Source organism: Martinezella dioscoreae (assembly GCF_009176305.1).
Classification (GTDB): domain Bacteria; phylum Pseudomonadota; class Alphaproteobacteria; order Rhizobiales; family Rhizobiaceae; genus Rhizobium; species Rhizobium dioscoreae.
Genome location: NZ_BLAJ01000003.1, coordinates 335912 through 361965, shown reverse-complemented (window position 1 = coordinate 361965; position 26054 = coordinate 335912). Strand labels below are relative to the sequence as shown.

The window sequence follows — 26054 nt, the reverse complement described above, 5'->3', positions numbered from 1 at the left end:
CCGATGTTTTCGAAGATACTGATCGCCAATCGCGGCGAAATCGCCTGCCGCATCATCCGCACGGCGAGGAGCCTGGGCATCCGCACAGTCGCCGTCTATTCCGACGCCGATCGGGATGCGCTGCATGTGGTGCTGGCCGATGAAGCCGTTCACATCGGGCCGGCGGCGGCGAGCGAAAGCTATCTTTCGAAGGAAAAGATTATCGCAGCCGCAAAGCGAACCGGCGCGGAGGCCATCCATCCGGGCTACGGCTTTCTCTCGGAAAATGCAGCTTTTGCCGAGGCCGTCGAAGCTGCAGGCCTGGTTTTCATCGGCCCGTCGCCGGCCTCCATTCGAGCGATGGGGCTCAAGGATGCGGCCAAGGCGCTGATGGAGCGGGCCGGCGTGCCCGTTGTTCCCGGCTATCATGGCGATAGGCAAGAGCCCGGCTTTCTTGCCGAGCAGGCCGACGGCATCGGCTTTCCCGTTCTTATCAAGGCGAGGGCCGGCGGCGGCGGCAAGGGCATGCGCCGCGTCGACCGTCCGGAGGATTTCGAGGCTTCGCTGGAGGCGGCGAAGCGCGAGGCGAAATCCGCTTTCGGCGACGATGCCGTGCTCATCGAAAAATATCTCGTCAAGCCGCGACATATCGAGATTCAGGTGTTCGGTGACAGCCAGGGCAATGCCGTGCACCTCTTCGAGCGCGATTGCTCCCTGCAGCGCCGGCACCAGAAGGTGATTGAGGAGGCACCGGCGCCCGGCATGACGGAGGAGATGCGCAGCGCCATGGGCGAAGCTGCGGTTCGCGCCGCCCGCGCCATCGATTATCGCGGCGCCGGCACCGTTGAGTTCATCGCCGATGTCTCCGACGGCCTGTCGCCGGATCGCTTCTTCTTCATGGAGATGAACACCCGCCTGCAGGTCGAGCATCCCGTCACAGAGGCAATCGCCGGCGTCGATCTTGTCGAATGGCAATTGCGCGTTGCGAGCGGCGAGCCGCTGCCGAAAACGCAAGCTGAGCTCACCATAAACGGCTGGGCCTTCGAAGCCCGCATCTATGCCGAAGACCCATCGCGCGGCTTCCTGCCGGCAACCGGCACGCTTTCCCGCCTGCGCTTTCTCGAAGGCGATGTCCGCATCGATGCCGGCGTGCGCGAGGGCGACAGCATCACCCCGCATTACGACCCGCTGATCGCCAAGCTGACCGTGCATGCGCCCGATCGGGCGGCGGCGCTTGCCAAGCTCACGCACGGTCTCGAGCAGACACAGGTTGCCGGAACCACCACCAACCTCGATTTCCTTATCCGGTTGAGCCGCCAGCCGGATTTCGCCGCCGGCCATCCGGATACGGGATTGATCGATCGTGACGTGGAGGCGCTGACCTCGGCGCAACCGCCAGACGATGCTGCCCTCGCCATTGCTGCCATTGTCGAGGTGGGTGGGTTCGCAGAAGCCACTGGCAGTGATCCTTGGCTGTCGCTCGGTCCTTGGCAGCTCTGGGGTGAAGCAAGCCGTCCCGTCACGCTGCATTTTGCCGGTGGTCATCAGAATTGCCGCTTGGCTGCAAAGAGTCGGTCGCTATTCGGCGTCACCTTTGACGATCGCATCATTCTCGTTCGCTTGCTCGCAGGCGAGGGCCTTTCCCGCCACGTCGAGATCGACGGCCGGCAGTCCCATGTCGATATCTTCGAGATATCGTCAGGCGTGACTTTATTCCTCGATGGACAGACGCATCATTTCCATCGACTCGATCTGCTCGACGGTGGAGAAGAGGCGGCCGGCGGTGGCGATCGCGTCATCGCGCCGATGCCGGGCCTCGTCAAGATCGTACGTGTGCGCGAGGGTGACGCGGTGGCGAGGGGCCAGGCGCTGATCGTCATGGAGGCCATGAAGATGGAGCTGACGCTGACGGCGGCACGCGACGGCATCGTCGAAGATCTGTATGTCGGCGAGGGGGATCAGACCAGCGAAAGCGCCGTGCTTCTGTCACTCCGTCCGGAGGATGCGGCATGAGCGACAAGCCTTCCAACCACGTCACCATCGTCGAGATGGCACCGCGTGACGGGCTGCAGAACGAGAAGCGGCAGGTTGATACCGAACACAAGATCGAGCTGGTCAATCTGCTTTCGGATTGTGGTTTCGAGCGAATTGAAGTCACCAGCTTCGTCAGCCCGAAATGGGTGCCGCAGCTTGGGGATGCCGCTTCGGTCATGGCCGGCATAGAGCGGCGTCCAGGCGTTCGTTACGCAGCGCTGGCGCCCAACATGCAGGGCTTCGAGGCGGCCCTTGCGGCTGGCGTCGATGAAGTGGCGATCTTCGCGTCCGCCTCGGAAACCTTCTCCATGCGCAACATCAACTGCTCGATCGCCGAGAGCATCGAGCGCTTTCGGCCGGTGGCGGCCGCCAGTCGGGATCGCGGCGTTCCGTTGCGCGGCTATGTCAGCTGCGTCGTCGAGTGCCCTTATGAGGGCGCGGTGCCGCCGCAAAATGTTGTCAGCGTCGCGTGGCAGTTGCGTGCGCTTGGTTGCTATGAGATCAGCCTTGGCGACACGATCGGCAAAGGCACGCCCGAGGCCGTCGACCGGATGCTTGGCGCAGTGCTCGGAGAACTCCCCGCGGCAGTCCTTGCCGGCCATTTTCATGACACGTCCGGCCGTGCGCTCGACAATATCGGCGTCGCGTTGGAGCGCGGCCTGCGGGTATTCGATGCGTCAGCCGGCGGCCTTGGCGGTTGTCCCTTCGCTCCCGGCGCCAAGGGCAATGTCGATACCGTTTCTGTTCAAGATTATCTATCGATGCGGGGCTTCGAGACCGGTCTCGACGAGGACAGGCTTGCCCGCGCCTCCGCCTTTGCCCGCAGCCTCAGGAGTGCCTCATGATATCGAAGACGATCCGCATCGCCACCGACGAGCGCGGTGTTGCCCATGTGACGCTGGCGCGCCCGGAAAAGCACAATGCCCTTTCGGCGGAGATGATCGATGACTTGACAGCGGCAACGGACGACCTTGCTCACGACAGCGCAGTCCGGGTCGTCGTGCTGACCGGCGAGGGCGCCAGTTTCTGTGCCGGCGGCGATCTCGGTTGGATGCGTGCCCAGTTCGATGCTACGCGGGATGGGCGTATGGCTGAGGCGCGGCGACTTGCCATGCTGTTCAAGGCGTTGAACGAATTGCCGAAGCCGCTGATCGCCCGCGTCCAGGGCAATGCTTTCGGCGGCGGTATCGGCATCCTCAGCGTCTGCGACATGGTGATATCGGCATCGACGGCCCGTTTCGGCCTGACGGAGGTGCGCCTCGGCATCATTCCGGCCACGATCAGTCCCTATGTCGTCGCGCGCATCGGCCAAGCGAATGCGCGCCCGTTGTTTCTCTCCGGCAAAATCATCGATGCCTGGCAGGCGCATGCCTTCGGGCTCCTGTCACGGGTCGTGGCGGAGGAGGCACTGGATGAGGCCGTAGAAGCCGAAGTCCGCCATTTCCTGGGAGCGTCACCGCAGGCAGCGGCCCGCGCTAAGGCCCTGGCGCGCTCCGTCGGCAGGCCGATCACCGATGGCATGATCGATCGCGTCGTCGAGCAGCTGGCAGATGCCTGGGAGACCGAGGAGGCTAGGGAGGGCATTACCGCCTTCTTCGAAAAACGGCAGCCGAACTGGCGATCGGCCTAAACGAGCCTGTTGTTTTCGATGGTCAGCTGCGGGAATTGCGTGCTTCCCTTGATGAGATCGCCGGGTGCCGGCTTGTCCCAGCGAAAGCCCATGATCGCGGCTTGCTGCATTTCCTGGAAGAGATTGCCTGATATCACCGCCGAGCCGGCACCATCGGCGACGGAGACGACGCAGCCGATGCCGGCATGTCTGACGATATTGCCGGTCGCAACGACATTGCGGAGATATTGCCCCCAGCCGAGCCGCAGGCCCCAGAGCGGCGCATTCTCGATAACATTGTCGGCAACAAGCGTATCGGCTTCCGCCGAGATGCCGATGCCGAAACCGCCATCCTGCGCATAGGGTGCGGTGAGCGACAGATTGCGGATGACATTGCCCGTCACCGAAGCGAGCCTTCCGCCCTTGTCGAAATTGGTGACTGAAATGCCGTTGGCGGCGCCATCGACCAGATTGTTGCTGATCGTGGCGCCGACAAACTCGAATTCGCAGTAGATGGCGGTTTCGCCGGAGCGCAGGCACTGATTGTTCGAGATCTGCACATTGGAGGCCGAATTGGCGCGGATGGCAGTGAAGGCACAATCGGCGATCTGATTGCCGGAAACCGTGACGCCATCCGCGCGGAAGACATTGATGCCATTGCCGTTCTGGCCGGTGCCGCCGCCATTGGCGCGGATGCGGGCAATGCGGTTGTTGATGACGCTGCTGCCATCCTCGGCCTTGTCCCAGCGATGGATCAGAATACCGCCATTACCGCAATCCTCGACGCGATTGCCTGTCACCGCCAAGCCGGTGGATTGCACGGAATAGATCCCCGTCTCGGCCGCTCCGGAGATGTGGCTGCGCTCGATCCGACCGCCACAGCGCTCCAGCTGCAGTCCGTGCTTGCGGCTGCCGATTATTTCGCAATTGTCGATCAGCACTTCGTCGACGCCGGTAAATTGCAGAAGGCCACCCGCATAATCGGCAAGCCAGCGATTGCCGCCATCGAGCACGAGGCCGGAAAGCTCGATACGCCTGGCTTTATCTGCATTCATCAGATGGCCGTCGCCGCTATAGATGAGCCGTGAGGCGCCAGGAACGCCTGTGATGCGCGTATTATTGGGGAGTGTCAGGTTTGAGATGTTGTAGGTGCCCGGTGGTAGGAAAAGCGGCATGTTGCTTCGCGCCGCATTGTCGATCATCGCCTGCAGCTTGCCGCTCTTGAAATCGCTGGCGCCCGGTGTCGTCTTCAGCGCAATGGCGTCGATTGGACCGCGCAGCTCGGCACCGGCCATCTTGGCAAGTGGTGCCGCGAAACCGCGCCGTGCAAGCACGCCAGCCGCTGCCGAGGCGGCGAGGGAAGCGATAAGGGCGCGGCGTTGCATCATTATGAACTCCTGGAACGTCACTTACGAAGCAGAAATCGTGCCAGGCCCATCTGTGCCGTTTTGATACAGAAGCTGTTCTTCAAACGCTTTCGATCGGCCAAGAGCCTCAACCTCTTTCTATTTCATTTACCAGTCCGGTAGAGGCGATGACCCGCACCTGATCCATTTGTGCTAGGGCCGACTCGCCGCGCATGTTACCCCTGCCGCATGCGGATCGCGGCCTTTCAACGTCTGGCACTTTTCGATGCCGTCGAGCAGGCGGCCCAGGCTTTGGCGCGCGATCTCGCCTGGGCGGAAAGGCAGGGCATCGATCTCGCCCTCTTTCCAGAATGCTATCTGCAGGGACACAGCTACAACGAAGCCATCGCCAGACGCCGCGCGCTTTCCCTCGACGATCCCGGTTTGGACGCGCTTGTCGCTCGCTTCGCCTCGAGCAGGACGACAGCGATTATTGGCCTCTTCGAGAAGAGGGGCGATGCGCTCTACAACAGCGCCATGGTCGTCAAGTCCGGCCGGATAGCCGGCGTCTATGCCAAGGCTCACCCGCTCGAAAGCGGCTGCACGCCGGGAAAGGATTTTCCGATCTGGCAGGAGGGCCATTGGCGCTTTGGTATCAATATCTGCGCCGATCTCCGATGTCCCTATACCGCAGCTCGTTTGGCCCGAAAGGGAGCGGGCCTCATCTGCAATCCCGTCAACCTGATGCTTCGGCCCCACAAGGCGGAGAAATGGCATAGGCCGGGCATTTCGAGCCTGCAGATATGCGCCAGGCATACGGGCTGCTGGGTCATGGCGTCCGATGTGGTCGGCAGCAACGAGGATGGCTGGGTGAGCTATGGCACCAGCGCAATCGTCGATCCGAACGGCGCCGTCGTGGCAAAGGCCAAGCCGCATAGCGAGGATGTCCTCGTCTTCGATCTGCCGGATCGGCAACCCGAGCGCGGATTCGCGCGAAAAGCAGCTGATATCGCTACCTAATTGTGCAAATCGCGCTATCCTCACAAGTCATGAGACCCGATCAACTGCTTTATCCGGCGCCTGCGGGCTTGTTCTGCCCGATCGGCGGCTTCTATATCGATCCCGTGCAGCCGGTCGAGCGAGCGCTCGTCACGCATGGTCATTCGGACCACGCTCGTTCCGGCCATGCCAATGTGCTCGCCACGCGCCAGACCCTCGATATCATGCGCATCCGCTATGGTGATGGCTTTGCAGGATCGGAGCAGGCGGTTGCCTTCGGCGAGGAAGTGACGATCAATGGCGTCAAGGTGCAGTTCCATCCTGCCGGCCACGTCCTGGGTTCGGCTCAGATCGCAGTGGAGAAGGATGGACTGCGCATCGTGGTCTCAGGCGATTACAAGCGCCGGCCCGATCCGACCTGTGAAGCCTATGTGCCGGTCCCCTGTGATGTCTTCATCACCGAGGCAACCTTCGGGCTGCCGGTCTTCCATCATCCCGATCCCATGGCTGAGACGCGCAAGCTCCTGGCTTCGCTTCGGCAGTTTCCGGAACGAACGCATCTGATCGGCGCCTATGCGCTCGGCAAGGCGCAGCGCGTCGTCCGCCTGCTGCGCGATGCCGGCTATGACAAACCGATCTATATCCATGGCGCGCTCGAAACCCTGTGCGACTACTATGTCAGCCAGGGCATCGCGCTTGGTGAACTCAAGCCAGCCACCATCGAAAGCCGCGATCAGTCGATCTTTCAGGGCGCCGTCGTCGTCGGTCCGACCTCCGCGTTTCAGGATCGCTGGGCGAGACGATTTAACGATCCACTGCCGGCTTTCGCCTCCGGCTGGATGATGGTGCGCCAGCGTGCCAAGCAGCTTGGCGTCGAGCTGCCGCTGGTCATATCGGATCATTGCGACTGGCCCGAACTGACCGAGACGATCTCCGATTTGAAGCCGAGCGAGGTTTGGGTCACCCACGGCCGCGAAGAGGCGCTGGTGCGCTGGTGCGAGCTGCAGGGCATCGCCGCCAAGCCGCTGCATCTCATCGGCTATGAAGACGAGGGCGATTGATGAAAGCCTTTGCCGACCTCCTCGACCGCCTGGTGCTGACGCCGAGCCGCAACGGCAAGCTGAAGCTGCTGACCGATTATTTCCGCGATACGCCCGATCCGGACCGCGGCTATGGTCTGGCCGCCATTGCCGGCACGCTCGAGGTGCGCAACGTCAAGCCCGCCATGCTACGCGAGCTCGTTCTCGAGCGTATGGACGAGGTGCTGTTCCGCTATTCCTACGATTATGTCGGCGATCTTGCCGAAACGATCTCGCTGGTCTGGGACAAGGAGAGCGATATCGAGCGTCCCGCCGGCGAGCAGCCGAAGCTCGGCGAGGTTATCAGGCGCATGAATGCGCTCGGGCGGACCGAAGTGCGCAGCTTCGTCCGCGACCTGTTGGACCGGCTGGATACGTCGGGCCGCTTTGCCTTCTTGAAGCTTGCGACCGGCGCTCTGCGCATCGGCGTTTCGGCCCGCCTTGCCAAGCAGGCGCTAGCCGAGCTCGCCGGCAAGGACGTGACCGAGATCGAGACGCTGTGGCACGGTCTGCAGCCGCCCTATGAAAGCCTGTTTCGATGGCTGGAAGGAAAGGGCGAGCGGCCGATATTGGCGACGCCGGCGATCTTCCATTCCGTTATGCTGGCCAATCCTGTTGAAACAGGCGATCTCGACGGGCTCGACCCCCGCGATTTCGCGGCCGAATGGAAGTGGGATGGCATCCGCGTCCAGCTTTCGCGCTCTGGGGAGACGAGCAAGCTCTATTCGCGCTCCGGCGATGACATATCCGGTGCCTTTCCCGACGTTGTGGACGCCATGAATTTCGAGGGCGTCATGGACGGTGAGCTGCTGGTTGGCGGCACTGTTCGCTCCAACAGCCCGACACGCAGCTTCTCCGATCTGCAGCAGCGCCTCAACCGCAAGACCGTGACGGCAAAGATGCTGGACGAGTTTCCGGCCTTCATCCGCGCCTATGATCTTCTTTTTGACGGCGCGGAGGACGTGCGCGCCCGCGGTTTCCTCGATCGGCGGGAGCGGCTGACGGAGATCATCGATGCCGCGCCCCACGACCGCTTTGATCTGTCGCCGCTCGTCGATTTCTCGTCCTGGGAGGAGCTCGACCGCCTGCGCTCCTCGCCGCCCGATCCGGTGATCGAAGGCGTGATGATCAAGCGCAGGGACAGCGCCTATCTCGCAGGCCGCGCCAAAGGCCCCTGGTTCAAGTGGAAGCGCGATCCCTATAATGTCGATGCCGTGCTGATGTATGCCCAGCGCGGCCACGGCAAGCGCTCCAGCTACTATTCCGATTTCACCTTCGGCGTCTGGGCGACGACGCCGGAGGGTGAGCAGCTCGTGCCTGTCGGCAAGGCCTATTTCGGCTTTACCGATGCGGAGCTTGAGGTGCTCGACAAGTTCGTGCGCAACAATACGGTCGACCGTTTCGGCCCAGTGCGAGCGGTGCGCGCCGATCGCGATTTTGGCTTCGTGCTCGAGGTCGCTTTCGAGGGCATCAACCGCTCGACCCGCCATAAATCGGGTGTCGCCATGCGCTTTCCACGCATTGCCCGACTGCGGCCCGACAAACCGCCCTACGAGGCCGACAGGCTGGAAACTTTGATCGCGATGATTGACGCCAAGGCTCCGGTTGTCGATGAATAGGCGAGGGCGATTCCTCACCACAAAGTGAGTTGGCCTAGCCTTCCAACCCGTGCAGATTTGATCTGCGCCGGGATATTTCGACAGAGCCCACGACCATGTCCGACGACCACGCATTTCGTCCCAATCGCCGCAGCCTTCTAGCCGGTATTGCCTTCACGCTCTTTGCGCCCAACATCGTCAGAGCTGCCGATGACAGTACGACTGCAAACAAGCCTGCCGAGAACAAGAGTGTCGCCACACGGAGCGACGAGAAGGCCGAGGATGCGCCGCCGCTGCTTTCGGGCGACTATGCCAAGGAGCGCCATCTGTTTCGCACTGATCTCGTGAGCAAGGGACCTGCTCCCGATATCTACGAACCGCTGGTGACGCCATCGACCGCCGAACGGCTTTTCTATCGCAGCGGCGTCGGCGAGGAGCTGGAGCTTGTCGCCTGGGTTTCCCGCTACACGCGTTCGGAGAAACCGAAGCCGGCCGTATTGTTCCTGCATGGCGGCAACGCCATCGGCCAGGGACATTGGCAGCTGATGAAGCCCTATGTCGAGGCCGGCTACGTCGTCATGATCCCTTCCATGCGCGGCGAAAACGGCCAGAAGGGCAATTTTTCCGGCTTTTACGACGAAGTTGCCGATGTGCTGGCCGCGTCCAACCGGCTGCGGCATCTGCCGGGTGTCGATCCGCATCGCATGTTCCTGGCTGGCCACAGCATCGGCGGTACCCTCGCTATGCTTGCCGCCATGTCGACGAAGCGCTTCCGTGCGGTCGCGCCGATATCCGGCAACCCCGACGCTTACGCCTTCTTCAGCCGTTACCCGCAGGACATCCGCTTCAACACCAGGAACCCGCGTGAATACCAGATGCGCTCGCCGCTCTGCTACGCGCACAGCTTCAAAAGCCCGATAAAACTGTTCCACGGAACCGAAGAGGCACATTTCGACTCGCGCCTGTCGCTGCTCTCCAAACGGGCAACGGCCGCCGGCGTGAAGATCGAAATGGCGACGGTGCCGGGCAGCCACAATTCGGCTTTGCCGGGCGAAATCGCTCAAAGTATCGAGTTCTTCAAGAGCGTGGCTGTCTGAACCAGCGCCCGCAAGAGCGGCACGGGAGATAATCCGAACCGCTCTGCGAGTCGATGCTTACGCCATCAGCTTCTCGATCAGCGCCGTTGCCGCTTCCGCAATCACCGTGCCGGGCGGGAAGATTGCGTCCGCACCGGCCGCTTCCAGCGCCGCGAAATCCTGTGGCGGGATGACGCCGCCGACGGCGATCAGCACATTGCCGGCATGGCGGCGCGCGAGCGCGGCCTTCAATTCCGGCACCAGCGTCAGATGGCCGGCGGCAAGTGACGATGCGCCGAGGATGTCGACGCCTTCGCGAACGGCGACATCGGCCACTTCTTCCGGAGTCTGGAACATGGCGCCGACGACGACATCGAAGCCCAGATCGGCAAAAGCCGTGGCGATGACCTTCTGGCCGCGATCGTGTCCGTCCTGGCCCATTTTGGCGATGAGGATGCGGGGCTTTTCACCGCGCGCTCTGCGGAAGGCTTCAACCTTGACCACAGCCTTGTTGAAAGCAGGATCGGCATCGCCGACTTCCCGACGATAGACGCCGGAAATGGTCCTGATCTCGGCCACATGCCGGCCATATGCCTTTTCCAGCGCCAGCGAAATTTCGCCGACGGTCGCTCTTGCCCTTGCTGCCTTAACGGCGAAGTCGAGCAGATTGCCGCTGCCGGTGCGCGCCGCATCCGTCAGGGCGTCGAGGGCAGTCTCGACGGCGGCCGTCTCCCGTGTGCCCTTCAATTGCTGCAGCTTGGATAGCTGACGTGCCCGCACTTCGGAATTGTCCACCTTCAACACGTCGACTTCGATATCCTTCTCTGGCCTGGAAAAGTTGATGCCGACGAGTGTCTGATGGCCGCTGTCGATGCGCGCTTGCGTGCGTGCGGCGGCTTCCTCGATGCGAAGCTTCGGAATGCCTTTCTCGATCGCCTTCGCCATGCCGCCGAGCGCCTCGACTTCCTCGATATGGGCAAGGGCGCGGGCCGCAAGATCGTAGGTCAGCCGTTCGACATAGGCCGAGCCGCCCCAGGGGTCGATGATCCCTGTCGTGCCGGATTCCTTCTGCAGCAGGATTTGCGTGTTGCGCGCAATGCGGGCGGAATGGTCGGTCGGCAGCGCCAGCGCTTCGTCGAAGGAATTGGTGTGCAGCGACTGGGTATGTCCCTGCGTTGCCGCCATCGCCTCGACCATGGTGCGGATGATGTTGTTCATCGGATCCTGCGCCGTCAGCGACCAGCCGGAGGTCTGGCTGTGGGTCCTGAGTGCCAGGGATTTCTGGTCTTTCGGTGCGAAATTCTTCTGCATCAGCGCGGCCCAGATCAGCCGTCCCGCGCGCATCTTGGCAACCTCCATGAAAAAGTTCATGCTGACGGCCCAGAAGAAGGAGAGGCGAGGGGCGAAGCTGTCTATATCGAGCCCGGCTGCCACGCCTGCCCGTGCATATTCGATGCCGTCGGCGATCGTGTAGGCGAGCTCCAGATCCGCCGTCGCGCCGGCCTCCTGCATGTGGTAGCCGGAGATCGAGATGGAGTTGAACTTCGGCATCCGCTGGCTGGTATAGCTGAAAATGTCCGAGACGATGCGCATCGAGGGCTGCGGCGGATAAATGTAGGTGTTGCGAACCATGAACTCCTTGAGAATGTCGTTCTGGATCGTGCCCGACAGCTTATCCTCGGAAACGCCCTGTTCCTCCGCCGCGACGATATAGAGCGCCATGACCGGCAGCACAGCGCCGTTCATGGTCATCGATACGCTCATCTCGTCAAGCGGAATGCCGTCGAAGAGCTGGCGCATATCGAGGATGGAATCGATCGCCACCCCCGCCATGCCGACATCGCCGGCCACTCGCGGATGATCGCTGTCATAGCCGCGGTGAGTGGCAAGATCGAAGGCGACGGAGAGGCCCTTCTGGCCGGCGGCAAGATTGCGGCGATAGAAGGCATTGGACTCCTCGGCAGTGGAGAAGCCGGCATATTGGCGGATGGTCCAGGGCTGCTGGACATACATTGTGGGGTAGGGGCCACGCACGAACGGCGCAGCACCGGGATAGGTATCCAAAAAATTCAGGCGGGCGAGGTCGCTTTCGCCATAGCTGCGCTTGACGCTGATGCCTTCGGGAGTTTCCCAGGTTGGGGCGCCGATTGTTGGCGTCGTTGCCTGCGGCTTGGCCCAGGGGATGGTGGCGAAGTCGGGGATATTGGTCATGGAGCCGATGCCTCCGTGAATGGGGAGGGCGCAACCCCCCCTCTGTCACTTCGTGACATCTCCCCCACAAGGGGGGAGATCGTCCCAAGCCAGAATTTAACCCAGTCGGTCGTGACAACTTTCGCTGCCGCAGATGAGGGGTTTGTTCGAGGTGGAAGGGTTCCGCGAGTTTCCAATCTCCCCCCTTGTGGGGGAGATGTCGCGAAAGCGACAGAGGGGGGTATTGCACTTGTCTCGAACCCGATGTCCATCCTCATGCCTCCGTCCCCTCATCCAATCGTATCGGCGCCAACCCCATCCCGCCAACAATCGGACCCAAAGGCCCCAAAACCGTCACCGGCCGCTCGGTCTTCATGGCAAACAGCGTCGTCCCCACGATCGGCCTCGCGGCACGGCTCTCCCGCGCCTCTGCGATCATCGCCGCCAGTTCGCCGCTGGAAATGACCTTCGCCAATCCTCCCTCGCCTTCGATCCGGGTGAAAATCTTCCAAGCCCGTTCGCAAAGCGCGTCGGTCAGCGCCTCGATGCCGCCGGCCCCGGCAGCTGGATCGGCGACATGATCGAGGTGGCTTTCGGCGATCAGAATCGTCTGCGTGTTGCGCGCTAGGCGCCGCGCCAGCGGATCAGGAATGCCGTGCGTCAGGCTGTGCGGCAGAACACCGATCTCGTCGGCGCCGCCAACGCCGGCTGAAAAGACCGCGATCGTGTTGCGCAGGATGTTCGTCTCCGGATCGAGGCGGGTCAGCATGCGATAGCTGGTCTCAGCAAAGAGATGTGCCGGTCGTGGGTCGGTAATGCCGCAGGCCTCGGCGATCCGGGTGAAGATCAGCCGCGCGGCGCGCATCTTCGCGGTTGTGACGAACTGGTTCTGATCGGCCGAAAGGCAGAGGCTGGTTGCCGCAAGCGCTGCTTCCGGCGACAGTCCGGCCTCTTCAAGCAGTCGTAAATGGCCGACGAGGCTTGCCGCCATCACCGCCAGTTCCTGCGCCTCGGTCCCGCCGGCATTATGCACGGCACGGCCGTCCGCATTGACGATCGAACCAACCGACTTCAACTCTTTGAAGTATTTGATGTCACTGGTAAAATTGGCGAAATGCACGGCTGTCAAGAAAGCGTCGAGTCCAAGGTGCAATCTCTGGGCACCACCATCCACAATCGAGGCTGCCGCCATTTTCGCAACGCCGGAAGAAAAGCCATCGAGGCGCAGGGTTGTAGTCTTGGCGGATGCTGCTGCCAGCACTTCGGAAAAGATTGGCGACTGAGCATCCATCCCGATGCCGAAGGCCGAAGCGGAACTGCTGGAAACGAGGCTGATACCGCTTGCACCATTGGCAAGATCGTCGCCGAGCTGCACTATTGCCCGCTCGGTGTCCGGATCGTCCATGCGCTGCATCACCGTCCATGGCAACTCGGCCCGCTGACGAAATAGCGGCTTGCCGTCGCGCCGTCGCTGGTAAAGCGGCTCTATCGCGATGCCGTCATCGGTTCGCGAGACCAGTGCTTCCTGGAAATTCTTGCCTTTCAGCGCCCGTTCCACCAGCTTCAGCCAAATCTTGTGGTCGGTCTGGCCGAAGATGCCCGGGTCGAGACTGTCGATATTCATGCGCTCCTCCGTACTGCATTGGTCTAGCCTATGATGTCGCAAGGGAAAACAGGAGTTTGGCCGATCGGTGTAATATCTTCGTTGGAACCGTCTGGCGATCGACGCCAGCCTCGCTCCAGCCGCGGCAGTCATTATGCGGTCGATCCGATGTGTCCCAACTGGTTTCCGATAATGGCCGACCTGCTGCCCGTTTCCCGTCATCTGTTTGCCGCTGCCGCACTGACGACATTGTCCGCCTGCAGCATCATTCCCGATACGGGCGCCACCGATCCGGATCGCTTCGTGCAGGAGACGACGCCCGTCTTCTATCGTCCGGAGGGGATCGAGCCGAACAGGGTAAGGCGCCTGCCGGTGCAGCCCGTGCCGCAATCGCGCGATCTCTTCCGCACCCAATTCCACCAGACCTATGGCCTGCCGACCTTCAATCCAGTGCACCAGGCCATGTATGCGCAGCGCAGCGAAGACGACTTCACGTTGCCGGCCATCCCCTACAAGCGCATCGATCCGCGCTTCCTGCGCCAGGAGGTGGATTACCAGACCAGGGAACGCCCCGGCACCATCGTTGTCGATACGCGCGACCACTTCCTCTATTTCATCGAACCGGGCGGCAAGGCGATGCGCTACGGCGTCGGCCTCGGCGCGGCAGGATATGCCTGGCACGGCAGGGGCCTGATCCAATGGAAGCAGAAATGGCCGCGCTGGACCCCGCCCGCAGAAATGGTCGCGCGCGACCCGCAGATGAGGCCGCTATCGGCCGAGCGCGGCGGCATGAATCCGGGGCCGACCAATCCGCTCGGCGCGCGTGCGCTCTATATCTATCAGAATGGCCGGGATACTCTTTATCGAGTTCACGGCACCCCGGATTGGCAGTCGATCGGCAAGGCTGCATCTTCCGGCTGTGTTCGCATGCTCAACCAGGACGTGATAGATCTTTACAGCCGGGTGCCCGATAAGGCGGAAATCGTCGTTCTGTAGCGGTATTTTACCACAAATTTTCGTGATGTTGCATAAGTGCGATAGTCGGGGTGGTTTGCGCTCTTTAGTTTTGCGTCCGTCTCTGCGAACCTCTCGGGGAGCCGAATCAGCCTGTTGTTGCGGGTTTTCGCTTCCTCCACAAAAGGAACTATGCTGTCGACATGAGCCTTCCTTCATCCCTATCGCGACGTAACTTCCTCGCTCTGGCGGGTCTCGGCGCCGTTTCGACGCTTGCCAGCTGCGCCTCCACCATCGATAACGGCCCCGTCGTCAGCCCGGTTCAATATACCGGCTCCCCGCGGCCGTTCCGAACCTGGTTCTCCAGCTATGATGGCGAGCAGCCTGATCCGGCCGTAATCTATGCCTCCGTCGAGGATGGCGGCTTCATCATTCCGGCGGTTCCCTACCAGCAGATCGATCCCCGCTTCTATCGTCAACGGGTGATCGACCCAACAGGCGAGGCACCCGGCAGCGTGGTCGTCAATACAACCCAGCGCATGCTCTATGTGACCGAGCAGGGCGGAACGGCGATGCGCTATGGCATCGGCGTCGGCCGCGAAGGATTTGCCTGGCAGGGCCGGGGCGTCATCCAGTGGCGCAAGAAATGGCCGCGCTGGAATCCGCCGGATGAAATGGTCGCCCGCCAGCCGGAACTCGTGAAATATTCCATCGCCAATGGTGGCATGGACCCGGGTCTGAAGAACCCGCTGGGAGCACGTGCTCTCTATATCTTCGAGGATAAGCAGGATTCGCTTTATCGCCTGCACGGCAACCCCGACTGGCGCTCCATCGGCAAGGCCGTTTCCTCCGGCTGCGTCCGTCTGTTGAATCAGGATGTCATCGATCTCTATGATCGCGTTCCCGAGCGGGCGCCGATCCTGGTCACGGCCTGATACCGCATCATTGAAAAAGGGGCGCCGCTGGCGCCCTTTTTGTTTGCGGTCCTGACCGGAAGTACCCGGAAGCCGATCTCAAACGATTGTCAGATTGATTTTCGACTGCCGGCGCTGGTCGCGCTGATTGGCTCTCCGCCATATCGCAGTCGTCACTATCCTCGTATTGACGGCCTTATCGCAATTCACTTTCTCAAAACCATTGCGAAATATATGTTGCGCGCGATTAAATCGTGATGTATATAAAATCCATCCAACCGAAGGAGACATGACATGCCTATTCTTTATACGACCAAAGCTTCCGCCACCGGTGGCCGCGCCGGCCATGCAGTTTCCGAAAATGGCGTCCTCGACGTCACGCTGACCGTACCGAAGGAGCTCGGTGGCGATGGCGCTACCGGCACCAATCCGGAGCAGCTCTTTGCAGCCGGCTATTCCGCCTGCTTCCTGGGCGCTTTGAAATTTGTCGCCGGCCAGCAGAAGGTCAAGATTCCGGAAGACGCCAAGGTCACGGCGACTGTCGGGATTGGTCCTCGCGCGGATGGCACCGGTTTCGGCATCGAAGTTTCGTTGGCTGTCCACATTCCCGGCATGGACAAGGCCGAGGCTGAAAAGCTCGCCGCTGCCGCCCATATCGTATGCCCCTACAGCCATGCCATGCGCACCTCGACCGAAGTGCCGGTTGCTGTTGTCTGACGGGAAACGCGCCGCCGGTCGATTGAGGACCGGATATGTGGGAATATATTGAAAAGGAGCGGCAGTTTTATCTGTCGCTCCTTTTCTTTTGCAAGAAAAATGCTATATCTTTTCTTAGGAAAGGAAGTAGCCATGATAAAAGCCCAGGTAATAGGCCAGCCGATGCCCGGTGAAGCGCTGGTCATCACCAAGGCCGTCGTCAATGCCGCCGAGAGGCTGGGATTGAACGCCCGCATCCTTGCGGCCATCATCGGCGTGTCGGAGGCGACGGTATCGCGCATGAAGCGGCAGGATCATCTGCTGGAGCGCGATAGCAAGCCTTTCGAACTTGCCGTGCTTTTCGTTCGTCTCTTCCGTTCGCTCGATGCCATCGTCGGCGGCGACGAGGCTGTGGCGCGGCAATGGCTGCGTAACGGCAATATCGCCTTTGGCGCAGCGCCGATCGACAAGATCATCTCGATTTCCGGTTTGACCGATGTCCTTGCCTATCTGGACGCCCGCCGCGCTCTCGTCTGAGGCAAAGGTCATCTCCGGCCAATATTGGCGGCTGGTGGAATCGCAGCATCAGGTCTCGACGCTGAAGCTTGTCGATACGCTGGAGGAGCAAGCGCTTCTCGAAAGCGTGCTCGAGGAAACCAAGCCGGCGCTGCCGCCGGAATGCGCAGGGCTGGATTATCTGCTCGCCACACCCTTCCGTTACGGAGCGATCTATCCCCACGGTTCCCGTTTCAGACGCGCCGGCCGCACGCTCGGCGTTTTCTACGCCTCGGAGCAGGTGGAGACGGCGCTGGCTGAAATGAGCTTCTATCGGCTGCTCTTCTTCCGTGATTCCCCTGACACGCCGTTGCCTGCCAATGCCGCAGAATATACAGCCTTTTCTGCTGCGATTGCAACGAAGGCTGGGATCGATCTGACAGTGCCTCCCTTGGATCGCGATCGGCAATTGTGGACAGATCCGGTCAACTACGAAGCCTGCCAATCGCTTGCCGAGGCGGCGCGAGCCGGCGGTATCGAGGCGATCCTCTATCGTTCCGTCCGGGATCCCCGCGGAGGCATGAACATCGCGCTGCTCACGGCCAGGGCCTTCTCCGCCCGCGAACCCGTCGAACGCCAGACCTGGCGCATCCGGCTGTCTCGCGTCGGCGTGCAGGCGCTGTGCGAATTCCCACGGCGCCGCATCGGCTTCGAAAGGCAGGATTTCGAGGGCGATCCGCGATTGTCTGAACCGCAATTCAGAGCAGAATAGCGAGATCGCTACGCAGGCGGTCGCCATTGCCGTCGGGCAGCCGCTCTTCGAGGGCGGCATGTGTCGTCTTCCAGATCGGCACGGCGGCGGCGAGCGCCGCCTTTCCCGATGGCGTGAGGCTGAGCAGGCGGGCGCGGCGGTCTTTTGGATTGGGCACGATGCTCACCCATCCCCGCCGTTCCAGTGGCTTTAGGGCCGCCGTCAGCGTCGTTTGGTCTATTGCCAGGAGTGCCGTGACCGATCCCATGGATGCCGGCGCCGGCCTGTTCAGAGACATCATCAGGGAGAACTGGCCGTTGGTGAGTCCGAATGGCCGCAGTGCCTCGTCAAAACGGCGGGCCAGCGCGCGCGCCGCGCGTTGAACATGCAGGCACAGGCAGGTATCGCGGACTAACAGCGTGGTTTCAAAGGGGATTTGGACTGCGTTTGACATGATTCATTAATATTGATATCAATATATTTGTCAAGATTTGGAAATGAAAACGCCGGAGGAGGGCGCGGACAATGAACCAGGTCGTTTCCAGAGAAGTGTGGCTCGAGGCCCGCCGTCAACTGCTTGCCAAGGAAAAGGAAGCTACGCATCTTCGCGATCGCGTCAATGCGGAACGCCTAGCCTTGCCCTGGGTAAAGGTCGATAAGGATTATGTTTTCGACACGCCGGCCGGCAAGAGGACGCTTGCCTATCTCTTCGACGGCCGCAGCCAGCTGATCATCTATCATTTCATGCTCGGCCCGGATTGGGATGCCGGATGCACCGGTTGCTCCTTCCTCGCCGATCATTTCGATGGAACGCTTCCGCATCTCAATCATCACGATGTCACGCTGGTCGCAGTGTCGCGCGCGCCGATCGAAAAGATAGAGGCCTATAAGAAGCGCATGGGCTGGAAATTCCCCTGGGTGTCGTCCTTCTCCAACGATTTCAATTTCGACTATCACGTCTCTTTCACCAAAGAGCAGCTCGCCGGCGAAAAGGTGTTCTATAATTTCAACGATATGGACGCCGCCAACGGCAACGACGAGTTGCCTGGACTCAGCGCCTTCTACAAGGATGAAGCGGGCAATATCTTCCACACCTATTCCAGCTATGCCCGCGGCGGCGAGGAAATGATCGGCACGCTGATGATCCTCGACAATGCGCCGAAGGGCCGAAATGAAGGCCACACCATGGATTTCGTGCGCCGCCATGACGAATATCAGGAGGTGGCAAAGGCGGACTCCTGCTGCCATTGAGGGCGTGACGAGACCGCCAAATTCATGCCATGCGGCACAAGGGGTCGAATTATTACGCCTTGCGCCTAGTTAAGACCTGGAGCCTGCTCGCCGGGGAACGACGGATCGACCGATTGACCATCGTTCGGCCGTCACTTTCATCGGCCATGATGTGCTTGCGCCGACATCAGGCTCAGGATGAGACGGATGACCGCAACAATCACAATAGGGAGCGATGTTATGGCTGAGAAGGGATATTTTGTCTGGTACGAGCTGATGACGACAGACATGAAGGCGGCGGAAGCCTTCTATACCAAGGTCGTCGGCTGGGATGCGGCGGATGCCGGCATGCCTGATGTCGGCATGGACTATACGCTGTTCAGCGCCGGTGCAGGCCCTGTTGCCGGTTTGATGATCCTGCCTGACGAGGCGAAGGCCATGGGCACGCCGCCCTGCTGGACCGGCTATATCGGCGTTCCCAATGTCGATGAAGCCACCAAGACCGTTGTCGCCAAGGGCGGCAAGACCTATCGCGAGCCCACGGATATTCCAGGCGTCGGCCGGTTCTCCGTCGTCTCCGATCCCTATGGCGCTGCATTCTGCCTGTTCACCCCGCTGCCGGGCCAGGATTGGGAGCCGCCTGCGCCTGCGACACCGGGCTATTTCGGCTGGCACGAACTCTATTCCAACGACGGCCCGAAGGCCTTCGATTTCTATAGCGAGATGTTCGGCTGGGAACTGAGCTCCGATTTCGACATGGGGCCGATGGGTAAATACAAGATCTTCAAGATCGGCGATCGCGACTTCGGCGGCATCATGACCAAGCCGGCGGAAATGCCGATGGCGGCCTGGAATTTCTACATCAACGTTCCGGCGATCGACGCCGCGATCGCCCGCATCACGGAGGGCGGCGGCAGGATCGCCAACGGCCCGATGGAAGTGCCCGGCGGCAGCTGGATCGTCCAGGCAACCGATCCGCAAGGCGCATTCTTCTCGCTGGTCGCACCGGTGCGCTGATCTTCACCTTCTCCCTTGAGGGAAGTAACACCTCCCTTTGATGGGGGAGGTCGCCGCAAAGCGGCGGGTGGGGGTGATAGTCGGAACCGGAAAGGTCTCCGCGGATCACCCCACCCCAGAGCTTCGCTCCGACCCTCCCCCTCAAGGGGAGGGTAATCTTCTATCGCTTCAGGCTGCCAAGAATGCCGCGCACCAGCGCTCGTCCGACCTGCGTTGCCACCGTGCGCGCCATGCTTTTCATCGTCGCCTCCAGAATCGTCTCGCGCTGATAGCCCGAACGGCCGCGGCTTGCCGGCTTGCTGCTGTCGCCGCCAAAGCCGGGCAAGGTCCAGCCATCGCCGGCACTCTCGCTCTGCGGCGCAGCCGCCTTGCGCGCACGCTCCGTCAGGATCTCGTAAGCGGATTCGCGGTCGATCGTCTGGTCATAGACGCCTGCAACCGGACTGCCGTTGATGATGGCTTGACGCTCGCCATCCGTGACGGGGCCGATACGGCCCGATGGCGGGCGGATCAGCGTGCGTTCGACGATGGAGGGCGCACCCTTGCCCTCGAGCATTGATACCAGCGCCTCGCCAGTGCCGAGCGTCGTGATGACGGTGGCGCAATCGAAAGCCGGATTGGGCCGGAAGGTCGAGGCCGCCGTCTGCACGGCCTTCTGTTCGCGTGGTGTATAGGCGCGAAGCGCATGCTGCACGCGATTGCCAAGCTGTGCCAGCACCGTTTCCGGCACGTCGAGCGGGTTCTGCGTCACGAAATAGACGCCGACGCCCTTTGAGCGGATCAGTCGCACCACTTGCTCCACGCGTTCGATCAGCACCTTCGGCGCGTCGTTGAAAAGCAGGTGCGCCTCATCGAAGAAGAAGACCAGCTTCGGCTTGTCCGGATCGCCGACTTCGGGCAGTTCCTCGAATAGCTCGGAGAGCAGCCACAGCAGGAAGGTGGCATAGAGGCGCGGGTTCATCATCAGCTTATCGGCCGCAAGCACCGAGACCTGCCCGTAACCGTCGTTGCTGACACGCATGATGTCGGAGATTTTCAGCGCCGGCTCACCGAAGAAGTTTTCCGCGCCCTGCTGTTCCAGCACAAGCATGGCGCGCTGGATCGAGCCGACCGACGATTTCGAGATCAGGCCGTATTTCGTGGAGAGCTCGCTGGCGTTTTCGCCCATATAGTTCAGCAGCGCCTGCAGGTCCTTGAGGTCGAGCAGCGCCAGGCCATTTTCATCGGCGACCTTGAAGGCAATGTTGAGCACGCCTTCCTGCGCCTCGGACGCATCCATCAAGCGTGCCAGCAGCAGCGGCCCCATCTCGGCGATGGTGGTGCGCACCCGATGGCCCTTTTCCCCATAGAGGTCCCAGAAAATCACCGGGAACTGGTCGAACTCATAGGGCGACAGGCCGATTTCCTCGGCGCGCTTCAGCAGGAAGTCCTTCGGCTCGCCCTTAACGGCGATACCTGAAAGATCGCCCTTGATGTCGGCACAGAAGACGGGCACGCCGGCCCTGGAAAATCCTTCCGCCAGAACCTGCAGCGTCACCGTCTTGCCGGTGCCGGTGGCACCTGTGACGAGGCCATGACGGTTGCCGAATCTCAGCGTCAGGAACTCGTCCTTGTTGATGCTGTCATCCGGATTGCGGCTCGCGCCGACGAAAATCTGTCCATCCTGCTGCGGCATGGTGTCGTCTCCCTTAAAGCACTTCCAGCAAAAGTGCGAAGCGGTTTTGCGTCCGGAAAGCGGAAATGCTCCAGAGCATGCTGCCGAAAAATGTCACAGATTTTCAGACGACATCATGCTCTACCTATATGATTCTAGAACCGGATGATTTCGGATCGATTGGATCCGAAATCATCCGGTTCTAGGGCGGCGGCACAGCAGCTTTTGAAAGCTGCAAGGGCCATTCATCGATTTGTCCTGACACTGTTATAAGAACTCGCGTGAAGAGGGACAACCATTCGCGTCGAGGTTCCGCTTCTGGTAGAATGATAGCCGCCGGGGCGTCTTGTGCCGGTTGCTGCATTCAGTTACGTTGACGTTAACGTTATAAAGGCAGGAGGCCACAGTGAACGAAGTTATTGATCAGATCGCGACCAAAGCCGGCATCGCTCCCGACCTCGCGGAAAAGGCCGTCGGCATGATTCTCGGCTTCCTGCAGCGCGAAGCTCCGGATGGCCCCGTCACCAAGATGATCGAATCCATCCCGGGCGCCTCCGATCTCGTTGCACAATATAACGGCGAGGAAACGGGTGGCGGCGGCCTGCTCGGCGGCTTGCTTAGTGCAGTCGGCGGTGGCGGCGGCCTGATGGCACTCGGCCAGCAGCTGATGAGCAGCGGTCTCAGCATGGGTGAAATCGGCTCGCTCGCCAAGGAAACGATTGCAACCGCTCGCCAGCATGCCGGCGACGAGGTGGTCGACCAGGTCGTCAATTCCGTCCCGGGCCTGCACCAGTTCATTTGAGGCTGAAGAAGCGTTCTCCTGATGACGAGAGAGCCGACTGGCGGATAGCCATCGGTTTCATCCGTTGACTTCATGGGTACGTTCCGCAGTTTAAGCATTGATTACTTCGATCTCGGCCTTCGCCCTTGGGCGAGGGCCGTCGTTTTTGAGGAGGCAGCTTCGTGCCAGACAGCCCTATCCCGGCCCTTATGCCAAGCAGGTCCGGTCACCAGTTCGTCCTCTATGGTGATGCCTGTTCTGGTATCCCTGGCGCCCTTCATGAAAGCACTTTCGCCAGCGTCAATCAGATCCTGCGCAGGCTCGATCCGCCCCCGGAATTCATTCTGTTTCCGGGTGACGAGATCATCGGGCTAACCGCCGATCCGGATGCATTGCGGGCGCAATGGCGGCATTGGCTTGATCGTGAGATGGTATGGCTCGATCGCAGCAAAACGCCGCTTTGGCATACGACAGGCAACCACACGACCTATGACGAGATGAGCGAGCGGATTTTCCGCGAAGTCCTTCAGCTGCCCGAAAACGGGCCAGCGGGGCAGGAGGGATTATCTTACTGGGTTCGTCGCGATGATCTGCTGCTGGTGTTCGTACATACGTTGTGGACGGGGTTGGGCGGCGAAGGGCACGTCGAGACGGAATGGCTGGAAGCGACGCTGAAGGCGCATTCCGATGCCAGGCATAAGATCGTGCTGGGTCATCACCCTGTTTTCCCCGTCAACGGCTATTCCGGTACATACCAGCGGGAGATCGGTCACGAATATGCGAAGCCGTTCTGGGATATTCTCGTGGACGCCGATGTTCTGGCTTATGTCTGCAGCCATATGCTGGTTTTCGACGTTCAAGTTCATCGCGGCGTCCTGCAGCTTTGCACGGCGGGAGCAGGGACGGCGCACCGGATGCCGGAAGGCGTGGAGTATCTCCATTGTGTTCAGGCCGCATTGGACGCGGACGGATTCCGCTATCAGGTGCTCGACACCGACGGCATCGTTCGCGAGCGGCTGCAGTGGCCTTTTAAATCGGCCAAGACGTTGCGACATCTATCGCTCGGATTGAACGAAGCCGACTTTGGCGGTCTCCAGGGCGACAATTATATCGTTCACCTCCGGATCTCCGGACGCTTGGCGGACGAGATGCATGCACCGGCACAAACGCTATTTTCCGCCTTCGAAAACCAGGAGATCGCCCCCGTGTGGCTGGGCTTGCGTGGTTCCCGGCAGACATTGACTTTGATTCTTGGCCGCGATCCCGGCCGCAGTCCGCATTACTGGTTCGGGCCTGATCTCGCTCCGGGCCGAACATTCGATATAGATATTGCCCTGCACGCAGGCATGGGGCCTGGTGGCATGCTCTTTCGCATGCCGACCGACCACGGGTGGAGCTCGCTCAAGGGCGCGTCGGCAACCGGTCTCGAGCGCACCACATGGCCTGAACGATGGGCTATGGGCCATGGCCAGGGCGGCGCCGCGGACCGTCCCTTCATGGGCGAGGATCTGGCCGTCCAGATTGCGGCGTCGGCATGAGCGCCTTCGCCGCACAGACCAGCCGGCAATACTAAACCTTCCTGCCCTTCGGCGTCCCATCGATCTCATGCCATTTGCGGCCGTCGCGTTCGATAAGTTCGTCGGCGCAGGCCGGGCCGGTGCTGCCGGGGGCGTAAGGATCGGGTTTGCCGCCCTCTGCCCAGAGGTCGAGGAAGGGCTGAACGGCCGCCCAGCCGGCTTCGATGCCGTCGGCGCGCTGGAAGAGCGTCTGGTCACCGACGAAGAGTTCGTAGAACAGACTTTCATAGCCGGTCTGCTTGCCGATATCGAAACTGTCGGCATAGCGGAAATCGAGCGAAACCGGCGCGGTTTTCAGCACCAGCCCCGGTGACTTGATCGAAATTTCCATGTCGAGGCCTTCGTCGGGCTGCACCTGGATGATGAGCCTGTTCGGCGGCAGCTCGGGGCGGGATTCGTGGCGCGGGAACTGGGCAAAGGGCACCGGCCGGAAGGTGATGACCACTTCCGTATCGCGCGCCTTCATCGCCTTGCCCGTGCGCAGGTAGAAGGGCACGCCGGCCCAGCGCCATGTATCAACGAAGAGCTTTAGCGCCACGAAGGTTTCAGTGTTGCTGTCGGGGGCGACATCGGGTGTTTGGGTAAAGGCCGGCAGATCCCTGCCGGCAATCGGGCCGGCCGTATAGGCGCCGCGCACGCCATTCTTGATTGCCTCCTCCCGCGAGTAAACACGCAGGGCCTTCAGCACCTTGCCCTTCTCATTACGGATGGATTCGGCATCGAAGCTGTTCGGCGGTTCCATCGCCACCATCGCCAGCAGCTGGAAAAGATGGTTCGGCACCATGTCGCGAAGCGCGCCGGTCGCATCGTAGAATTTACCGCGCGTGCCGACATCCACAAGCTCTGCCGCCGTGATCTGCACGTGGTCGATATAGTTGTTGTTCCACAGCGCCTCGATCATCATGTTGGCGAAGCGCGTCGTCATGATGTTCTGCACCGTTTCCTTACCGAGGAAATGGTCGATGCGATAGATCTGGCTTTCGGACACATGGTTCAGCAGCCGCGCATTCAAAGCCTGTGCCGAAGCAAGATCGTGGCCGAAGGGCTTTTCGATCGCGATGCGGCGGAAGGCGCCGGTCGCCTCGTTCATCAGCCCGTTTTCGGAGAGTTTCTCGGCGATATCGCCGAAGAAGCGCGGCGGCACGGCGAAATAGAAGGCTGCATTGGCGGTCGGCGCATGCGAGAGATAATCCGAAATCTCCTTGTAGACGCCGTTCTGGGTGAAATCGCCAGAGATGTAGCTAATGCGCTTGCGCAGGCTCTGCCATGCGGCCTGCCGCTCCGGATCGTCCATATCGCCGGAGGTCTTCAGAAATGATTCCAGCCGATCCAGCAGCATGTCGACGCCGCCGGTCTCGATGCCGATGCCGAGAATATGCAGGTCTTCGCCGACAAGCCCGCTGCGGGTCATGTTGATCAGCGTTGGGATCAGCAGGCGCCGCGTAAGGTCGCCGGCAGCACCGAAGATCACGAATGTCAGCGGCGGAGCCGGTGCGACGTCGGGGGTGGTCATGCGCGCATCTCCTTCTGGCGGCCATATTCGGGGCTTCTGGACGACATCGACTATCTCCTCGGAGCTATTGCTGTTTCAGCTTTGGCTGTGGGTGTTCTAGCGCGGGCCGATGCCGGTTGTCGATGGGATCGACGCACCGCCGTCAGTCGGCATTTCGCGGCTGATAAATATCCTATTTCTTCACCGCGACCAGGAAGAGCCGCGGAAAGCGCAACAGCACCTTGCCATCGACAAGCGGCGGATAGGCCTGCTCGATATGCTTCAGATATTCGGCGGCAAAGGCATCGCGATGCTCGGCGCCGGCATGGTCGAGATAGGGGCGCAAGCCCGTGCCCTTCACCCATTCGACAATGGCTGCCGCGTTTTCCAGCACGTGATTGTAGTTGGTGTGCCAGATATCGACCCGGGCCGATTTGCCGATTAGCCTGTTGTAATAGACCGAGGGCGCGGGCAGGGGATTGCGGCGTACGCTCTTCTTCGCAAAGGCCTCGCTCCAAGGACCATTCTTGGCCGTTTCCTCCATCATCAGATGGCTCTGTTCGGTGAGATTGTCGGGCATTTGCACGGCAAGAACGCCGCCAGGCTTCAGCCCGTCCATCAGGTGGTCGAGGATGTCGAGATGATTGGGCAACCACTGAAACACGGCATTGGCAAAAAGCAGGTCGACGGGTTCTTCCGGCCGCCATGTGGCGAGATCGGCCTTTTCAAAGTGCGTGCCGGGCATGCGCTTGCGAGCGGCCTCCAGCATATTGTCGTCGCTATCGAGGCCGGAGACATCGGCAATGCCATATCGTTCGGCGATCAGCTCGGTCGAATTGCCAGGGCCGCAACCGAGATCGATCGCTCGCTCGACATGCTGCAGCGGCACCTGCGCCAAGAGGTCGCGCGCCGGACGCGTGCGTTCATCCTCGAATTTCACATATTGGCCAGCAGACCATGCCATGGGCATACCCTCTTCC

Annotated in this window: 23 protein-coding genes; 16 read left to right on the top strand and 7 right to left on the bottom strand. The window is 61.1% G+C overall.

The features are described 5' to 3' along the window. Positions 1–3: 3 nt before the first annotated feature. The 3 genes from GDN47_RS13580 to GDN47_RS13570 are packed head-to-tail and all read left to right on the top strand — an operon-like array spanning position 4 to position 3643. Positions 4–1992 carry an acetyl/propionyl/methylcrotonyl-CoA carboxylase subunit alpha gene (locus GDN47_RS13580; RefSeq protein WP_113331892.1) on the top strand — a complete coding sequence of 663 codons (1989 nt, stop codon included), beginning with the start codon at positions 4–6 and terminating at the stop codon, positions 1990–1992. Then, complete coding sequence (locus tag GDN47_RS13575; RefSeq protein ID WP_113331891.1) at positions 1989–2858, top strand: hydroxymethylglutaryl-CoA lyase; 870 nt, start codon at positions 1989–1991, stop codon at positions 2856–2858. Before GDN47_RS13580 ends, GDN47_RS13575 begins: the two co-directional genes overlap by 4 nt. Further along, a complete protein-coding gene (locus GDN47_RS13570; protein ID WP_152093563.1) occupies positions 2855–3643 on the top strand; it encodes a crotonase/enoyl-CoA hydratase family protein in 789 nt (262 codons plus the stop codon). The genes GDN47_RS13575 and GDN47_RS13570 overlap by 4 nt, the downstream gene beginning before the upstream one ends. Here GDN47_RS13570 and GDN47_RS13565 read toward each other — a convergent pair. After that, on the bottom strand, positions 3640–5010 hold the full coding sequence (locus tag GDN47_RS13565) for a TIGR03808 family TAT-translocated repetitive protein (protein ID WP_152093562.1): 1371 nt from the start codon (positions 5008–5010) through the stop codon (positions 3640–3642). The genes GDN47_RS13570 and GDN47_RS13565 overlap by 4 nt on opposite strands. A gap of 207 nt (positions 5011–5217) precedes the next feature. Between GDN47_RS13565 and GDN47_RS13560 the strand changes: the two genes are divergently transcribed. From GDN47_RS13560 to GDN47_RS13545, 4 genes are all read left to right on the top strand, one after another. Further along, the gene (locus GDN47_RS13560; RefSeq protein WP_152093561.1) at positions 5218–5988 is read left to right on the top strand and encodes a carbon-nitrogen hydrolase family protein; all 771 of its coding nucleotides are present in this window, start codon (positions 5218–5220) and stop codon (positions 5986–5988) included. A 29-nt stretch (positions 5989–6017) separates the two neighbouring features. Then, a complete protein-coding gene (locus GDN47_RS13555; RefSeq protein WP_152093560.1) occupies positions 6018–7028 on the top strand; it encodes a ligase-associated DNA damage response exonuclease in 1011 nt (336 codons plus the stop codon). After that, complete coding sequence (locus GDN47_RS13550; RefSeq protein ID WP_152093559.1) at positions 7028–8665, top strand: cisplatin damage response ATP-dependent DNA ligase; 1638 nt, start codon at positions 7028–7030, stop codon at positions 8663–8665. The genes GDN47_RS13555 and GDN47_RS13550 overlap by 1 nt, the downstream gene beginning before the upstream one ends. Before the next feature lie 95 nt (positions 8666–8760). Continuing rightward, positions 8761–9741, top strand: a complete 981-nt coding sequence (locus tag GDN47_RS13545) for an alpha/beta hydrolase family protein (protein ID WP_145632965.1) — start codon at positions 8761–8763, stop codon at positions 9739–9741. A gap of 57 nt (positions 9742–9798) precedes the next feature. Here GDN47_RS13545 and scpA read toward each other — a convergent pair whose 3' ends face one another. Continuing rightward, a complete protein-coding gene (gene scpA, locus GDN47_RS13540) occupies positions 9799–11931 on the bottom strand; it encodes a methylmalonyl-CoA mutase (protein ID WP_152093558.1) in 2133 nt (710 codons plus the stop codon). A gap of 253 nt (positions 11932–12184) precedes the next feature. Next, positions 12185–13534 (bottom strand): methylmalonyl-CoA mutase family protein, encoded by a 1350-nt coding sequence (locus tag GDN47_RS13535; protein ID WP_152093557.1) that lies wholly within the window; start codon positions 13532–13534, stop codon positions 12185–12187. Between the two features lie 171 nt (positions 13535–13705). On the opposite strand from GDN47_RS13535, the gene GDN47_RS13530 reads away from it, so the two are divergent. From GDN47_RS13530 to GDN47_RS13510, 5 genes are all read left to right on the top strand, one after another. After that, positions 13706–14509, top strand: coding sequence for a L,D-transpeptidase (locus tag GDN47_RS13530; RefSeq protein ID WP_152093556.1), 804 nt, complete (start codon positions 13706–13708; stop codon positions 14507–14509). Positions 14510–14670: 161 nt separating this feature from the next. Continuing rightward, positions 14671–15402, top strand: coding sequence for a L,D-transpeptidase family protein (locus GDN47_RS13525; protein WP_113331882.1), 732 nt, complete (start codon positions 14671–14673; stop codon positions 15400–15402). Positions 15403–15675: 273 nt separating this feature from the next. After that, on the top strand, positions 15676–16098 hold the full coding sequence (locus GDN47_RS13520; RefSeq protein ID WP_069613858.1) for an organic hydroperoxide resistance protein: 423 nt from the start codon (positions 15676–15678) through the stop codon (positions 16096–16098). Positions 16099–16230: 132 nt separating this feature from the next. Continuing rightward, positions 16231–16614 (top strand): MbcA/ParS/Xre antitoxin family protein, encoded by a 384-nt coding sequence (locus tag GDN47_RS13515; RefSeq protein WP_113353982.1) that lies wholly within the window; start codon positions 16231–16233, stop codon positions 16612–16614. Beyond that, positions 16574–17344 (top strand): RES family NAD+ phosphorylase, encoded by a 771-nt coding sequence (locus tag GDN47_RS13510; RefSeq protein ID WP_113331880.1) that lies wholly within the window; start codon positions 16574–16576, stop codon positions 17342–17344. Before GDN47_RS13515 ends, GDN47_RS13510 begins: the two co-directional genes overlap by 41 nt. Here GDN47_RS13510 and GDN47_RS13505 read toward each other — a convergent pair. After that, positions 17331–17777 carry a MarR family winged helix-turn-helix transcriptional regulator gene (locus GDN47_RS13505; RefSeq protein WP_113353983.1) on the bottom strand — a complete coding sequence of 149 codons (447 nt, stop codon included), beginning with the start codon at positions 17775–17777 and terminating at the stop codon, positions 17331–17333. The genes GDN47_RS13510 and GDN47_RS13505 overlap by 14 nt on opposite strands. 71 nt (positions 17778–17848) lie before the next feature. On the opposite strand from GDN47_RS13505, the gene GDN47_RS13500 reads away from it, so the two are divergent. After that, positions 17849–18574, top strand: a complete 726-nt coding sequence (locus GDN47_RS13500; RefSeq protein WP_152093555.1) for a DUF899 domain-containing protein — start codon at positions 17849–17851, stop codon at positions 18572–18574. 219 nt (positions 18575–18793) lie between these two features. Beyond that, a complete protein-coding gene (locus tag GDN47_RS13495; protein WP_113331877.1) occupies positions 18794–19570 on the top strand; it encodes a VOC family protein in 777 nt (258 codons plus the stop codon). Positions 19571–19730: 160 nt separating this feature from the next. Here GDN47_RS13495 and GDN47_RS13490 read toward each other — a convergent pair whose 3' ends face one another. After that, on the bottom strand, positions 19731–21245 hold the full coding sequence (locus GDN47_RS13490) for a helicase HerA-like C-terminal domain-containing protein (protein WP_152093554.1): 1515 nt from the start codon (positions 21243–21245) through the stop codon (positions 19731–19733). Between the two features lie 385 nt (positions 21246–21630). Between GDN47_RS13490 and GDN47_RS13485 the strand changes: the two genes are divergently transcribed. Both GDN47_RS13485 and GDN47_RS13480 read left to right on the top strand, forming a co-directional pair. Further along, a complete protein-coding gene (locus tag GDN47_RS13485) occupies positions 21631–22026 on the top strand; it encodes a hypothetical protein (protein ID WP_015339165.1) in 396 nt (131 codons plus the stop codon). Between the two features lie 161 nt (positions 22027–22187). Next, complete coding sequence (locus GDN47_RS13480) at positions 22188–23543, top strand: metallophosphoesterase family protein (protein ID WP_152093553.1); 1356 nt, start codon at positions 22188–22190, stop codon at positions 23541–23543. Between the two features lie 31 nt (positions 23544–23574). On the opposite strand, the gene zwf is transcribed toward GDN47_RS13480, so the two are convergent. Then, positions 23575–25095 (bottom strand): glucose-6-phosphate dehydrogenase, encoded by a 1521-nt coding sequence (gene zwf, locus GDN47_RS13475; protein WP_152093552.1) that lies wholly within the window; start codon positions 25093–25095, stop codon positions 23575–23577. A gap of 172 nt (positions 25096–25267) precedes the next feature. After that, positions 25268–26038 carry a trans-aconitate 2-methyltransferase gene (gene tam, locus GDN47_RS13470; protein ID WP_152093551.1) on the bottom strand — a complete coding sequence of 257 codons (771 nt, stop codon included), beginning with the start codon at positions 26036–26038 and terminating at the stop codon, positions 25268–25270. Between the last annotated feature and the right edge of the window lie 16 nt (positions 26039–26054).